The sequence below is a fragment of the Paraburkholderia sp. RCC_158 genome (genome assembly GCF_041355255.1).
Lineage (GTDB): Bacteria > Pseudomonadota > Gammaproteobacteria > Burkholderiales > Burkholderiaceae > Paraburkholderia > Paraburkholderia graminis.
On the sequence record NZ_JBFUPM010000015.1, the window covers coordinates 21,794 to 34,898 of the forward strand.

General features: G+C 62.9%; 14 protein-coding genes and 1 tRNA gene. 5 read left to right on the plus strand and 10 right to left on the minus strand.

Translation table 11 applies throughout. The features are described 5' to 3' along the window. Positions 1 to 105: 105 nt before the first annotated feature. From AB6809_RS25015 to AB6809_RS25035, 5 genes are all read right to left on the minus strand, one after another. Positions 106 to 181: transfer RNA gene (locus AB6809_RS25015), tRNA-Ala, on the minus strand. Between the two features lie 64 nt (positions 182 to 245). Continuing rightward, positions 246 to 596 (minus strand): c-type cytochrome, encoded by a 351-nt coding sequence (locus AB6809_RS25020; protein WP_029969516.1) that lies wholly within the window; start codon positions 594 to 596, stop codon positions 246 to 248. Further along, positions 593 to 1,384 (minus strand): BON domain-containing protein, encoded by a 792-nt coding sequence (locus AB6809_RS25025; RefSeq protein WP_006050467.1) that lies wholly within the window; start codon positions 1,382 to 1,384, stop codon positions 593 to 595. The genes AB6809_RS25020 and AB6809_RS25025 overlap by 4 nt, the downstream gene beginning before the upstream one ends. A gap of 25 nt (positions 1,385 to 1,409) precedes the next feature. After that, complete coding sequence (locus AB6809_RS25030) at positions 1,410 to 1,997, minus strand: phosphoheptose isomerase (RefSeq protein WP_006050468.1); 588 nt, start codon at positions 1,995 to 1,997, stop codon at positions 1,410 to 1,412. 259 nt (positions 1,998 to 2,256) lie between these two features. Further along, positions 2,257 to 2,775 carry a YraN family protein gene (locus tag AB6809_RS25035; protein WP_371027416.1) on the minus strand — a complete coding sequence of 173 codons (519 nt, stop codon included), beginning with the start codon at positions 2,773 to 2,775 and terminating at the stop codon, positions 2,257 to 2,259. Positions 2,776 to 2,812: 37 nt separating this feature from the next. Between AB6809_RS25035 and rsmI the strand changes: the two genes are divergently transcribed. Next, on the plus strand, positions 2,813 to 3,691 hold the full coding sequence (rsmI, locus tag AB6809_RS25040; protein ID WP_029969513.1) for a 16S rRNA (cytidine(1402)-2'-O)-methyltransferase: 879 nt from the start codon (positions 2,813 to 2,815) through the stop codon (positions 3,689 to 3,691). A gap of 148 nt (positions 3,692 to 3,839) precedes the next feature. Here rsmI and AB6809_RS25045 read toward each other — a convergent pair whose 3' ends face one another. Further along, a complete protein-coding gene (locus tag AB6809_RS25045) occupies positions 3,840 to 4,472 on the minus strand; it encodes a septal ring lytic transglycosylase RlpA family protein (RefSeq protein WP_029969512.1) in 633 nt (210 codons plus the stop codon). 614 nt (positions 4,473 to 5,086) lie between these two features. Here AB6809_RS25045 and AB6809_RS25050 point away from each other — a divergent pair. The 3 genes from AB6809_RS25050 (at position 5,087) to AB6809_RS25060 (ending at position 6,906) form a co-directional block, all read left to right on the plus strand. Beyond that, on the plus strand, positions 5,087 to 5,731 hold the full coding sequence (locus tag AB6809_RS25050; RefSeq protein ID WP_029969511.1) for an MBL fold metallo-hydrolase: 645 nt from the start codon (positions 5,087 to 5,089) through the stop codon (positions 5,729 to 5,731). Next, positions 5,728 to 6,357 carry an exonuclease gene (locus AB6809_RS25055; RefSeq protein WP_029969510.1) on the plus strand — a complete coding sequence of 210 codons (630 nt, stop codon included), beginning with the start codon at positions 5,728 to 5,730 and terminating at the stop codon, positions 6,355 to 6,357. Before AB6809_RS25050 ends, AB6809_RS25055 begins: the two co-directional genes overlap by 4 nt. Before the next feature lie 90 nt (positions 6,358 to 6,447). Continuing rightward, positions 6,448 to 6,906, plus strand: coding sequence for an Lrp/AsnC family transcriptional regulator (locus AB6809_RS25060; RefSeq protein ID WP_006050474.1), 459 nt, complete (start codon positions 6,448 to 6,450; stop codon positions 6,904 to 6,906). 210 nt (positions 6,907 to 7,116) lie between these two features. Here AB6809_RS25060 and AB6809_RS25065 read toward each other — a convergent pair whose 3' ends face one another. The 3 genes from AB6809_RS25065 to AB6809_RS25075 form a co-directional block, all read right to left on the minus strand. Then, a complete protein-coding gene (locus AB6809_RS25065; protein WP_035570184.1) occupies positions 7,117 to 8,358 on the minus strand; it encodes a cation diffusion facilitator family transporter in 1,242 nt (413 codons plus the stop codon). A gap of 325 nt (positions 8,359 to 8,683) precedes the next feature. After that, positions 8,684 to 8,986: an H-NS family nucleoid-associated regulatory protein gene (locus AB6809_RS25070; protein WP_006050476.1), complete on the minus strand. Its 303-nt coding sequence runs from the start codon at positions 8,984 to 8,986 to the stop codon at positions 8,684 to 8,686. Between the two features lie 395 nt (positions 8,987 to 9,381). After that, positions 9,382 to 10,044 (minus strand): HugZ family protein, encoded by a 663-nt coding sequence (locus tag AB6809_RS25075; RefSeq protein WP_029969507.1) that lies wholly within the window; start codon positions 10,042 to 10,044, stop codon positions 9,382 to 9,384. Positions 10,045 to 10,326: 282 nt separating this feature from the next. Here AB6809_RS25075 and AB6809_RS25080 point away from each other — a divergent pair, with 282 nt between their 5' ends. Next, positions 10,327 to 11,538 (plus strand): MFS transporter, encoded by a 1,212-nt coding sequence (locus AB6809_RS25080; RefSeq protein ID WP_029969505.1) that lies wholly within the window; start codon positions 10,327 to 10,329, stop codon positions 11,536 to 11,538. Positions 11,539 to 11,808: 270 nt separating this feature from the next. On the opposite strand, the gene AB6809_RS25085 is transcribed toward AB6809_RS25080, so the two are convergent. Then, positions 11,809 to 12,954, minus strand: a complete 1,146-nt coding sequence (locus AB6809_RS25085; protein WP_006050479.1) for a branched-chain amino acid ABC transporter substrate-binding protein — start codon at positions 12,952 to 12,954, stop codon at positions 11,809 to 11,811. Positions 12,955 to 13,105 lie beyond the last annotated feature (151 nt).

Consider the following 13,105-nt stretch of genomic DNA (forward strand, 5'->3'; position numbering starts at 1 on the left):
ATCGAGATGGGATTGACTGGGAGCCAATCCGGTTACACAGCGGTTACACGGACGCCAGAAACAGAAAAGGGTTACAGGCAAAACGCCTGTAACCCTTTGATTTATTGGTGGAGAGGAGGAGGATCGAACTCCCGACCTTCGCATTGCGAACGCGACGCTCTCCCAGCTGAGCTACCCCCCCACTATCGAAACAATTCTAGCACAGCCCTTTTCGGTTTTGCCAAGCCGCAACGGACCACAAAACCTCACTTCGACGGCGCCCCAGCAAGCACCCAACCAACCACCGTACGGACGTCAGCATCGCTCATCGACTGATGCGCCGGCATGGGAATCATGCCCCACACGCCCGAGCCGCCGTCCTTCACTTTGCGCGCCAATTTTCCGGCCGCCTGCGCATCGCCCTTGTACCGGGCGGCGATCTGCTGGAACGACGGACCGACGAGCTTGCGATCCACCGCATGGCAGCCCATGCACGCATTCGCATTAGCGACACGCTGACCAGCGGGTACATCGGCGGCAAACGCTTGAGATGCAAACACAAGCGCCACCGAGCCCGCCATCAACGCCATAAAAACACCGGCAACCCCACGCATCATTGCGGCGCCTTCGGATTGCCCGGATGCACCGCGTTCGAATTCGTGACCGGCGCCGGCGCCTGCTGCTCAAGCGGCCGCGCGCTCACCGACGAATCCGGAATCGCGCCCACCGTCGCCGCGCTCGCGTCGGGCTGCGACGCGGCGACCGGCGCCGTTGCCGCAGCAGCGGCCGCCGCCGCAGCCTCCTGCGGCTGGATGTACTGGAACACCTTCACGACCTGCGTCACCCCCGGCACCCGGCTCGCGACGTCCGCGCCGCGATTGCCTTCATCCATCGTGACGAGGCCCATCAGATACACCGAACCGCGCTCGGCCACGACCTTGAAATCGTTCGCCGAAATATCCTTCTCGGCGATCAGCGCCGTTTTCACGCGCGTCTCGAGATACGTGTCGTTCGTGCGCGACGAGAACGAACTCGCGGGCATGATCGCCAGTTCGTTGACGATTGTATTCACGTTGTTCAGTCCGCGCACGATGCTCTCTGCGCGCTGCTTCGACGCGTCCCCCGCGACTTCGCCGGTCAGCAGCACGCGGCGATTGAACACCGTCACGTTGACGTGCGCCGAGTCCGGCAGGTTCTGGCTCGTCTGCGAAAGCGCCTTCACCTGAATCTCGCGGTCTTCGGTCTGCGCGCCGAGCGTGCGCCGGTCGGTCGCCATCAACGCGCCGCCGCCCGCCGCGCCCGCAACGGCGAGAAAGCAACCCTGCAACGTCGCGGACAACCCCGCCGCAAAACCCACCACCAGCACGGTTCTCACCAGTGTCTTCTTGACGCGGAATACGCTCATCAACTAGCTCTCCTTCGGATCGTTCTCAGTCTTCGCCCAGCAACATGGCATCGATGCCGTCGCACAGACAATGGATGGTCAGCAAATGCACTTCCTGGATACGCGCGGTGCGATCCGACGGCACGCACACGTGGATGTCGGTATCGCTCAGTATTTCCTGCATGCGTCCGCCGCCTTTTCCGCTCAGCGCGACGACGATCATTTCGCGCTCATGCGCAGCTTCGATCGCGGCGATCACATTCGCGGAATTGCCGGACGTGCTGATCGCGAGCAACACATCGCCCGGCTGTCCGAGTGCCCATACCTGCTTCGAGAAAATCTGCTCGAACGAGTAGTCGTTGGCGATCGCGGTAAGCACGGACGTATCGGTGCTGAGCGCGACGGCCGGCAAGCCGGGCCGCTCGCGCTCGAAGCGGCCGATCAGTTCCGCGGCGAAATGTTGCGCGTCGGCAGCCGAGCCGCCATTGCCGCAAGAAAGAATGCGATTGCCGTTGGCAAGCGCGGCGAACATCGTGTCGATCGCTGCAGCGATCGGCATCGACAAGGTTTCCAGGGCTTCGAGTTTGACTGCCGCGCTATCGCGGAAGTGTTGTTGAATGCGTTCGACTGACATCGAGTCTCTATCTTCTACCGCGAGTGGGCCGCAATGCGCAGCCATGTTGTGAAGTCGTATGAATGAAGTCGTGCAGCCTGCCGTGCCGCTGCGGTAAACGTGTTACGCAACGCATGACGTGGGTACGTGCATGCGCGAACCGAAACACCTCGCGAAATGCGCTGCACGGCGCACTGTTGTGCCGCACGTCGTCCGTCGCCCCGTAGCTCGCACGCGAGCGCAAGTTTATCGCACTAACACGCGTTGTCCGCGCATTGCATCAGACTTCGTCGGCGCGGAAAGCATCGCGCAGCCACACGAGCCGCCCCGCTTCGAAGGCAATCACGTCGAAGCGGCAAGCGGGCTGGGCGCCTTGCTGCGACACCTGCGTCGCGAGGTAATGCTGCGCGGCGCGCACGATTCGCTGCCGCTTCTGCCACCCGATGCTCGCCGCCGCGCCGCCATACTTGCGTTGAGCGCGCGCCCGGACTTCGACGAAGACCAATGCGCCATCGCGCTCGCGCATGACCAGATCGATTTCGCCGCCGCGGCACGACACATTGCGCGCGACCAACCGCAAACGCTGGCGCTGCAGAAACTCCTGTGCGCGTGCTTCGAAAGCGGCGCCGACGAGCTTGGACCCGGCTTGTGTGGAAAAGTTGTGAGGCATGGCTCCATACGCTTTCGGCCTAGGCTCGTGCTCGTGCTCGTGCTCGTGCTCGGGCTCGGGCTCCTGCTTCGAGCGAGACGCGCTCCGAGCACGCACGCCGCCAGGACCTGGTGCCCCTGCGTGGCACAATGACGGCCTCATTCCGTCCGTCTGCGTTTTCTGCCTCATGACTTCTCTCTCCGAACTCGCGCAAGGACAGCAGTACCCTGCCGCCGCGCTGTATGTGGTGGCCACGCCGATCGGCAACGTCGCCGACATCACGCTGCGCGCGCTGCATGTGCTAGGTCTTGTCGACCGCATCGCCGCGGAAGACACGCGCAACACGGGTCAGTTGCTCGCGCGCTATGGCATCTCGAAGCCGCTCATCGCGGTCCATCAGCACAACGAGCGAGCGGCGGCGCAACGCATCGTCGAACATTTGCAGGCGGGCGAGCGCGTGGCCTATGTGTCCGACGCAGGCACGCCCGGCATCTCGGACCCAGGAGCGAAACTCGTCGATGCAGCGCGCGAAGCGGGCTTTGCAGTCGTTCCGCTGCCGGGCGCAAGCGCGCTTGCAACCGCGCTGAGCGCGGCGGGCGACTGGGTCGCGACGTTCTCGTTCCTCGGCTTTCTTCCGCCGAAAGCCAAAGCGCGCGCCGCCACACTTCAGGGGCTCGCCCATCATCCGCATGCGCTGGTCTTCTATGAAGCGCCGCATCGCATCGTCGAAACGGTGCAGGCGCTGGCCGATGCGCTGGGCGGCAAGCGCAAGCTGCTGATCGCGCGAGAACTGACGAAGTTACACGAAGCGCTGCATTGCGGCACCCTGGCCGAAGGGCCAACGTGGCTCGCCGCCGATCCGAACCGGCAACGCGGGGAATTCGTACTTGTGGTGGAAGGTGCGCAGCAGGAAGCGGCCGGCGAACACGATCACGACGCGTTGCTCGAAACGCTGCTGGAAGAATTGACCGTGAGCAGCGCGGCCAAAATCGCGGCGACGATCACCGGCGCATCGCGCAACGCGTTGTACACGCGCGCGCTCGAGCTCAAGAAAGAAGAGGACTGACGCGCGAAGCGGCCGCGCCGCAAGCGCAGCGGGAGACATCGCAAAACAAAAGGGCCGCTCATACCGATGAGCGGCCCTTCTTGCATTTACACACACAGCAGCGTGGCTGTTCGTCATGCCCGGCAGCGCCCAAAGCGCCGCCGCAAAATCATTTCTGCGCCGTCGATCCGGAGTTCGATGCCAGCGTTTCGTCGCGTGCGGCACGCGCTTCTTCCTGCGTCAAACCTTCGATCTTCACGCGCGCCGTGCCGGCGTGGCGCATATCGAGCACGTTCGCCGCCGCCATCGACAGATCAATCACCCGGCCGCGCGCATAAGGACCGCGGTCGTTGATTCGCACGACGACCGAGCGCGACGTGGCCGGATTTGTCACGCGCACATACGAGCCGAGGGGCAGCGTGCGATGCGCGGCAGTCAGCGCGTGCATGTCGTAACGTTCGCCATTCGCGGTGCGGCGGCCGTGGAAACCGCGGCCGTACCAGGAAGCGCGGCCGATCTGATGAAAGTCCGACACGTCGGTGCCGTCATCGGTGAGCGGTTTGGCGTCGGCCAGCGACGAGCCCTGGACGGCGACCTCCGAGGCCGGCGCGCTGCCGTAGGCTTGCGGTCCGAAGGACGCTGCTTGCGCATTTTTTGTGCGGAGCGGCACAGCGTTTGCAACGCTGTTGTCGGCCCCCGGCGGCGTGGCGCAACCGGCCAGCACAAAAAAGGCGAAAAGAGTCCCCAGACTACGGGATAACCGAGTTTTCATAAGACGTGCAATCACATTGTCGAGCCGCATCACGCGAAGTTGAGCGTGTTGCCTGCGACTCCGGCGGCAAAGGACGACAACGCGCCGCGCAGACGAGCGCAGTACGTCGAAGCCCGGATGCAGCTCACTGAGCCGCTACCGCACGGTTAATTTTCACGTCTGGCGCAACCTGTCCCCGGCAGCCTGACCAGACCCCACATGCCGCCATCGAACGTGGCAAACACGTTCTTGCGCGCGAAAGTTCAGCGCGCAGGAACGGCGGCGTAGGCCCCACCCAGCGTCACGACCGTTAAAGTCGTAGCAGGCGCGCGGCGCCTGGCTGGGCAAGACGTGTGCATCGAATGCATCGATACCTGATGGCCGTCATACCGCGACGGCCCTTACTTGAGTGGCGATCCGCGCGCCCATTTTTGATGGGGACGCATCGCCTTGTGGCAGCACGATTCCTCGTGCATCGGGTCCATTATACCCAAAACAGAAGTCTGCGTTGCTAAGCGACTGAAAACCTTGATGAATCTTCACCATTGCTGCAAGAATCGACAGACAAAAGCCGCAGGCGCGGCGTTTGCGGGGAGGCGACAAGCCTCGGCGCGCGCCGGAAAGACGCCGGTACAATCAACGTTTTCACCGCGGCGCCGTCATCCATGAAAGTCACCTTGATCCCCGTTACGCCGTTCCAGCAAAACAGCTCGCTGCTCGTTTGCGAGGCGACCGGACGCGCGGCCGTCGTCGATCCGGGCGGCGACCTCGACGTCATTCAAGGCGAGATCGCGCGGCAGAAGGTGAGCGTCGAAAAAGTGCTGCTGACGCATGGTCATATCGACCACTGCGCCGGCGCGAAGACGCTGGCCACGCATTACGGCGTGCCGATCGAAGGCCCGCATCCGGACGAACGTTTCTGGCTCGACAAGCTGCCGGATCAAAGCATGCGCTTCGGCTTTCCGGCTGCGCAGGCGTTCGAGCCCGACCGTTGGCTCGACGACGGCGACACCGTGCAGTTCGGCGATGAAACGCTCGAGGTCTATCACTGCCCGGGCCACACGCCGGGCCACGTCGTGTTCTTCAGCCGCGCGCATCGGCTCGCGCTGGTCGGCGACGTGCTGTTCGCGGGCTCCATCGGCCGCACGGATTTTCCGCGCGGCAACCACGCCGATCTGATCCGCTCGATCCGCGAAAAACTCTGGCCGCTCGGCGACGACGTCACGTTCGTGCCGGGCCACGGTCCCACGTCGACGTTCGGCGCGGAGCGTCGCAGCAATCCCTATGTCGCCGACGGAGTCGCCGCATGAGCAGCGAAATCTATGTCAGTACCGACGTCGAAGCGGACGGCCCGATTCCCGGCCCGCATTCCATGCTGAGTTTCGCCTCGGCCGCCTACACGGAGGACAAGCAGCTGATCGCCACGTTCTCCGCCAATCTGGAATTGCTCGACGGCGCCGCGCCGCATCCGGTGCAGGAGGCGTGGTGGAAGACGCAGCCCGAGGCGTGGGCGGCCTGCCGCACCGACTTGCAGCGTCCGGACGCGGCGCTCGCGGCCTACGTCGACTGGGTCGAGGCGCTGCCCGGCAAGCCGGTGTTCGTCGCCATGCCCGCCGGCTTCGACTTTACGTACATGTTCTGGTACATGATGCGCTTTGTCGGCCGCTGCCCGTTTTCGTGGTCGGCGCTCGACATCAAGACGCTCGCCTTCGCGATGACCGGCCTGCCGTATCGCAGGAACATCAAACCGCGCTTTCCGAAACACTGGTTCGACGAGCATCCGCACACGCACGTCGCGCTCGATGACGCCATCGAACAGGGCGCGCTTTTCTGCAACATGCTGAAGGATCTGCGCACGATGCAGGCCGCCAGCCTTGCGTCGGCGCAAGAAGGGGACGCCTCAGGACAAAATCCCGCTGAGGAACCGGCAAATTAGGTAATCTCCCTCGCTGGAGGCGTTTTGCATTGCGTTTCGTTTTCGCGCCCTCTACCATGCGGTGATACGGCGACGCAAACGGAGGCGCAGTTGACACTCGATACGTTCTCTCAAAAAATTCTGCGCCTTTTGCAGTTAGATGCACGCCGTTCGGTGCAGGAAATATCCGATCAGGTCGGCCTGTCGAGCACGCCATGCTGGCGGCGCATCAAGGACATGGAGCAGTCGGGCGTGATCCAGCGCTACACCGCGCTGCTGGATCGCGAAAAACTGGGGCTGCACGTGTGCGCGCTCGCGCACATTCACCTCACGCGTCACACCGAAGGCGGCGTCGAACAGTTCGAGCGGGAGATCGCCACCTGCCCCGAAGTCACCGAGTGCTACAGCACGACCGGCGAGTCCGATTACATCCTCAAGATCGTCGCGCCGGACATCAAGGCGTACGACACGTTTCTGCACGAACGCATCTTCAAGATTCCCGCGGTGGCGCAAGTGCGCACGAGCGTCGTGCTGCGCGAGATCAAGTTCGATACGCAGTTGCCGCTTTGAGGGGGTGGCGTGTTTTGGCGCACTTCGATGCGCTTTGATGCGCTTCGCTTCGATGGGGTTTGATGCGCGTCGGTGTGTGAGAGGTGCACGTGCGATGCGCCTGATGGTCCGCAATCCGCCGATGATGCGCCGGCGAGCCGCCGCAATCCATCAAGAGCGCCCGTTCGGCATGGCGACGCGGCCCGCCGCGCGTTGCGTTGCTCTCAAGCCTCAGTTAGTGCCGTGCGGCACTGTGGTACGGCGACGACCATGGCCCGTAGCGCCCGCCTGCGTGGACGAACCGCTTTGCGTCGACGGCGTGCTCACCTCGCGTAACACCTCCAGCTTGCGCGCACCGAGCCGGCGCTTGAGCGCGGCGAGATCCACGCGCTGGAGCCCCTCTGCGTCGCCCTTGCCGGACCCATGCGAAGGCAGCGCCGGCAGCACGACTTCGACGTCGAGCCCCGTGCTCAGATAATGAATGTTGACCGCGGCCGCCTTCACGCCGCCGGCGGCCAATGCCGCGTTGACGTCCGCGACGATCCGCTCGCGCGGCGGCAAACCGACGGGCGGATGCGCGACGGCATCGTTCTCGGGATCGACGTGAATCAGCGCGTCCAGCACGCGGCTGTCGTTCAGCACGCGCAGGCGCGCAGTCTCCGCGATGTAGTGCCCCTCGGAAACCGAGATGAGCGGATCGACCAGAATGTGCGCGTCGACAAGCGCGAAATCTCCCATTTTCCGCGTGCGTAATTCGTGGACGTCGCGCACGCCTGGCGTGGACAGCAGCAGCGCGCGCATGTCGGCGGTGGCGGCATCGTCGAGTGCGCGGTCGGACAGATCCTGCAGCGCGTCCCATCCGAACATCCAGCCCATGCGCGCCACCATGAAACCGACGATCGCCGCCGCGATCGGATCGAGCAGCCGCACGCCCGCAAGGCTGCCGAGAATACCGAGCGCAACCACCAGCGACGACGCCGCGTCCGAGCGCGCATGCCACGCATTCGCGATCAGCATGGCCGAACGCACGCGCTGAGCTTCCCGCAGCATGTAGCGAAACAGTCCCTCTTTGGAGACGAGGACGAGCACGGCCACGATAAGCGCGCTCAGATGAACGGCGGGGATGCTCTCGAGATCGGCGAGACGCGTACCGGCACGCCATAACATGCCGAAGCCGACCGCAATCAGCAGCGCGCCGAGAAAGAGCGATGCGACCGTTTCGTAACGGCTATGGCCGTAATTGTGATCGGCATCCGGCTTTGCGCCGCTGTGCCGATTGGCAAACAGCACGACAAAATCGGAAATGAGGTCGGCGAGAGAATGGATGCCGTCAGCCACCAATGCCTGCGAGTGCGCGAACACACCGACGGCGATTTGCAGCGCCATCAATACCGTATTCAGCGCAATACTGACAAACGTACTTTTGCGCGCGACGCGGTGTTTTTCAGCGGACTCAATGGCGGCGGAAGGCATCATGGAAGCGGTGGGTGTTCAACCCCTCCATTCTACCCGTCCGGTCTTAAGAATGAGCGCCCACGCCAACAAACATCTTTTAGAATCAATCGCTTATGAAAACGAAAAGCATTCGCATTCGAATTGCGCGAAGCGGCAGTGCGCGTAGCACACACACGATTTGAACGGACGACAAAAAAGCCGCGCCTGGAAACTGCGCGGCCTTAGTGAATGAGTCCAGCGCACTCGCGACGCGAGCCTCATTCGTATTACGTTAATGCTACACATGCGAGAGGCATTACACCTGATTAATTCCGGGCAAGCACTCAGTAAGCCTGGCGCCTGATTACTTCTGAATGAGAAACTTGTCGCGATCCATGCCCGCAATCCAGCGCGGCGGTTTGCCGCGGCCCGACCACGTGCTGCCGCTTTCCGGGTCACGATATTTAGGCGCAACGCCGGCACGCGGACGAGCGGCTTTTGCACCCTTGGGCGCGCGCCCGCCGCCGAGTTCGCTCAGCGAAATGCCGTAGTCGGCCATTTTCTGTTTGATTTCGTTCAGCACTTCCGCGTATTCGCGCGACTTCGCCTCTTCGATCTGCTTTTCCAGCTTCTCTCGCTGCGCGAGTAGTTCCTTGTAGGAAGACATAGGTTCCCTTGTGGTTTGGATTAACGACTGCCAGTCTTAAGCCGGCTTGCCCTTTGAAGGTGTTCATGCCTCGGAATTTGAACGCGAGATTAACACAAAATAGAAAGACTACAAACGCGTCCGCGTAAAACTAATACTTGTCCGTTTCAAAAACTTTCGCGGCGAGGCGCTGTCACGCGTCAGCTTTCATTTAGCCACTCCGCGTTTTTTGCAGACAAAGCGTCGCGCGAATCGGTAAATATGGGATTAATTATCAGCGCATGAAAATTAAGACAGTTTCCGCAAGCAAACATTTCATTGCATGAGAGCTTCGACATGAAATGTCGGCACATATTTGAAGCACTTTGGGCCTACCGTTTTCGGCGATAAGGTTTTCCCGAATAGGCAATAAACGCCTAATTGGCCCGCCGTCGAATGCAATCTTCTAGCGCCGCACGCAATGTTTCCATGTCCAGCTTCGCGCTTTCGAATGCGAAACGTTTGCGCAGACCGTTTTGCCGCAAATCGACGCCATATCTGTCGACGCCGATTAGCCGGTAGCCGCAGGCGTCGGACAGTGCGTCGGCGAATTCGCCAATCAGCGCGTCTTCCTCGTCGTGCCCGAGCACCGGCAGCGGGTCGAGTTCATCGCCGCCCAGCCAGCCCATCGCGCCGAATCCGCCGATATAACGGAGGCGGTCGAGCTTCATCGTCCAGAACGTGAAGTCGCCGAGGACGAGGTAGCGCTCCGCGTCTGGGTGATAGCGCAGATACCGCGCGACGAGTTCCGGTGCCGGGTCGACCGGTTCGAAAGTGCCGAGCAACGTGACGCGCTGACCGTTGAGCACGTCGCCGTCCGGCGCATCGACGACGAGGAAGCCGGCACGCGGATCGGCGTGCAGGTTATGCGTGTGCTCGGCGAGCCGGCTCACCAGAATCGTCGGCCGATGCTGTTCATCAGGCGCAAACGGCAGCACCGACGGATAAGGGAAGCCTTCGGGCTGGCGTGCATGCGTCGCCAGCGTGCCGACCGCGGCGGTATGCAACAGGTGCAATGGAGCTTGTGCGGGAATGTTCAAGTGTCTTCCTTTCGTCGATGAGCGAATTCTTGGCGTCCGTTGATACGCGGATTGGCGTGGCGTGCAATGCCGGCTGCCCGCCTATATATATTGCATGCACCTCGTGGATTCGCGGATTCGTGAGTCGCTGGGCGCGCACATCCGCGAACCGTCTGCCAATGCGCGACGAATCCAGCAAAAGCGCAATTCCGTGGGTTCAAGCATAAGACAGCGCCCTTCGTTAGAATCGGAAATTCGCTTTCAGTGCGCTTTCTTCCGCATCTTCCTCCTCACGAGACTCCCGTGTCCGATCGCTCCACCGACTTCGCCGCCATCCCCGCCGCTCACCGGAACCTGTCCGACACCGCGCGTCAGCGAGCGCGCATCGCAACGATGGCGCTGTTTTTCATCGCCGGCATGGTGTACGGCTCGTGGGGCGTGCATGTGCCGACCGTGCGCGACCGCTTCCACCTCAGTCCCGCCTTGCTGTCGGTCGCGCTTCTCGCGGTTGCCGGCGGCTCGATCGGCGCGATGGCCGCGAACGCGTCGTGGATTGCGCGCGCCGGCACGCGCCGCGCCTGCCTCACCGGCGGGCTCGTGATGTCGGTCTGCGTCGCGTTGATCCTCGTGGTGCCGTTTTACTGGATGCTGCTGGTCGTGCTGGCCCTGTTCGGCGCGGGCATGGCCACGCTCGACGTCGCGATGAACGCCGAAGCGAGCGCCGTCGAAAAGGCGCTGCGCAAGCCGATCATGTCGTCGTTGCACGGCATGTTCAGCGTCGGCGGGATGGTCGGCGCGGCTGTCGGCGGCGCGCTGCTCGCGCATGGGATGGCGCCGGCCGTGCATCTCGGCTTGGCCGCGGCCGTCAGCGCGCTCGTGCTGATCGCGGCCTGCCCTTCCGTGTTGCCGCACGTGCCGCACGACGAACATCCCGACTCGGCGACGCCGCGTGCGAACCGCTGGCGCTCGCCCGCGTTGTGGGCGCTCGGCACGGTCGCGCTCGTCGCGCTGATCGCCGAGGGCGCGATGTACGACTGGGCGACCGTCTATATGCGCGATGTCGTCCTCTCTTCGCCGGCGGCCGCGAGCGCCGCGTATGCCGCGTTTTCGGGCGGCATGGCAGCCGCGCGTTTTGCCGGGGACGCGGTGCGCGCGCGCTTCGGCGCTCCGCAACTGGTGATGGCCAGCGCGACGCTTGCGCTCGCCGGCATGATCGGCGCGCTGTTGGTGCCGACGCCAGTCGCGGCGCTGACCGGCTTCACGCTGATGGGCTTGGGCCTCGCCAATATGATGCCGGTGCTGTTCGCGGCCGCTGCGAGCGTGAAAGGCATCCACGCTGCCGAAGGGCTCGCGCACGTCGCCGGGCTGGCTTACTTCGGGATGCTGTTTGGGCCGGTCCTGATCGGCGCGGTGGCGCAGGTGACGAATCTGTCGATCGGACTGTCCGTGGTCGCGGTGTGCTGCGCGCTGATTGCGATCGCGGGGCCGAAGGTGCTGCAGCGGCTGAAGATTTAGCGGCTGCGGCGCAGCGGCCGTCGCCTGTTTCGTGGACTGGCGCGGAGGCGCCGGGTCCCGTTGGTTGCGATAGCCGTTACTCCTCTTAGAACGCAAGCAACGCGGGCAACGCGCCCGACGCACGCAACGCACGCAACGCGACCACCACGGCTGACGCCAACCACCAACCACCAAACCCCACCCCAAAACAAAAGGCACGCGACCGAAGGTACGCGTGCCTTTCCAATCATGCGATCACGGACAGCGCAAGCTGCCCGCACCCATGCGGTATTACATCTTCACCACGTCGAGCAGCGTCTTCTTGCCCGACTTGTAGTTGTACAGCGAGATCACGCCGTGCTTCAGATCGCCCTTCGAGTCGAAGGTCGTCTGGCCGATCACACCCTTGTAGTCGGTGTTCGGCATTGCAGCGAGGATCTTCGACGGATCGGTCGAGCCAGCGCGCTTCATTGCGTCGACGATGATGTACACAGCGTCATACGTGAACGGAGCGTAGATCTGGATCGGTTGACCGAAACGCTTCAGGTACTTCGCCTGGAACGCCGAACCGCCTTCCATCTTCTCGAGCGCCATGCCGGCTTCCGAGCAGACGATGTTGTCGGTTGCGTCGCCAGCGAGGTCCGACAGCTTGTCGGTACACACGCCGTCGCCTGCCAGCACCTTCGCGCGCAGGCCGAGCTGCTTGGCTTGCTTCGCGAACGGGCCGCCGGTGGCGTCCATGCCGCCGTACATGATCGCGTCCGGGTTTTCGCCCTTGATCTTCGTCAGAATCGCGCGGAAGTCGACAGCCTTGTCGTTCGTCGCGTCATGCGACATCACGTTCAGGCCCAGCGACTTTGCGGTCTTTTCGAATTCGTTCGCGAGACCCTGGCCGTAAGCGGTCGAGTCGTCGACGATCGCGACGCTCTTCACTTTCAGACCCTTGGCTGCGTAGTTAGCCAGTGCCGGACCTTGTTGCGCGTCGGTCGCAACGACGCGGTACGTCGTCTTGAAACCTTGTTGCGTATAGGCCGGGTTCGTTGCCGACGGCGAGATCTGCACGATGCCTGCATCGCTATAGATCTTCGAAGCCGGAATCGACGTGCCCGAGTTCAGGTGGCCGACCACTGCCACAACCTTGTCGTCGACCAGCTTCTGCGCGACTTGCGTAGCAGTACGCGGGTCGGCTGCGTCGTCTTGTGCGTCGAGTTGCAGCGTGACTTTCTGGCCGCCGATCGTCAGGCCCTTCGCGTTGATTTCTTCAACCGCGAGGCGTGCGCCGTTTTCGTTGTCTTTCCCCAGGTGAGCGATACCGCCAGTCAGCGGTGCAACGTGACCGATCTTGACGACCGTGTCGGCTGCAGCCGATGTTGCCAACGTCGCGAACAGCATCGCCGCAGCGCTGATCGGCAACAGCTTTTGAATCTTGATGTTCATGTAAGTCTCCAGTTTCGGTCCCAAAAACAACGTAATCGCCCTGTGCCCCCGCTTCCCCAACACGTGTCGCTCAGTCCCGTGGACGACCACGCCGGTTGCATCGTTCATGCACTTGGCCAGTACGTCTGCCGGACTGTTTGTGACAGGCGGC

Excerpts from the sequence above, each read along its gene's own strand:
- AB6809_RS25020 (WP_029969516.1), bottom strand. The coding sequence starts at position 596 with ATGATGCGTGGGGTTGCCGGTGTTTTTATGGCGTTGATGGCGGGCTCG.
- AB6809_RS25025 (WP_006050467.1), bottom strand. The coding sequence starts at position 1,384 with ATGAGCGTATTCCGCGTCAAGAAGACACTGGTGAGAACCGTGCTGGTG.
- AB6809_RS25030 (WP_006050468.1), bottom strand. The coding sequence starts at position 1,997 with ATGTCAGTCGAACGCATTCAACAACACTTCCGCGATAGCGCGGCAGTC.
- rsmI (WP_029969513.1), top strand. The coding sequence starts at position 2,813 with ATGACTTCTCTCTCCGAACTCGCGCAAGGACAGCAGTACCCTGCCGCC.
- AB6809_RS25045 (WP_029969512.1), bottom strand. The coding sequence starts at position 4,472 with ATGCGGCTCGACAATGTGATTGCACGTCTTATGAAAACTCGGTTATCC.
- AB6809_RS25050 (WP_029969511.1), top strand. The coding sequence starts at position 5,087 with ATGAAAGTCACCTTGATCCCCGTTACGCCGTTCCAGCAAAACAGCTCG.
- AB6809_RS25055 (WP_029969510.1), top strand. The coding sequence starts at position 5,728 with ATGAGCAGCGAAATCTATGTCAGTACCGACGTCGAAGCGGACGGCCCG.
- AB6809_RS25065 (WP_035570184.1), bottom strand. The coding sequence starts at position 8,358 with ATGCCTTCCGCCGCCATTGAGTCCGCTGAAAAACACCGCGTCGCGCGC.
- AB6809_RS25070 (WP_006050476.1), bottom strand. The coding sequence starts at position 8,986 with ATGTCTTCCTACAAGGAACTACTCGCGCAGCGAGAGAAGCTGGAAAAG.
- AB6809_RS25085 (WP_006050479.1), bottom strand. The coding sequence starts at position 12,954 with ATGAACATCAAGATTCAAAAGCTGTTGCCGATCAGCGCTGCGGCGATG.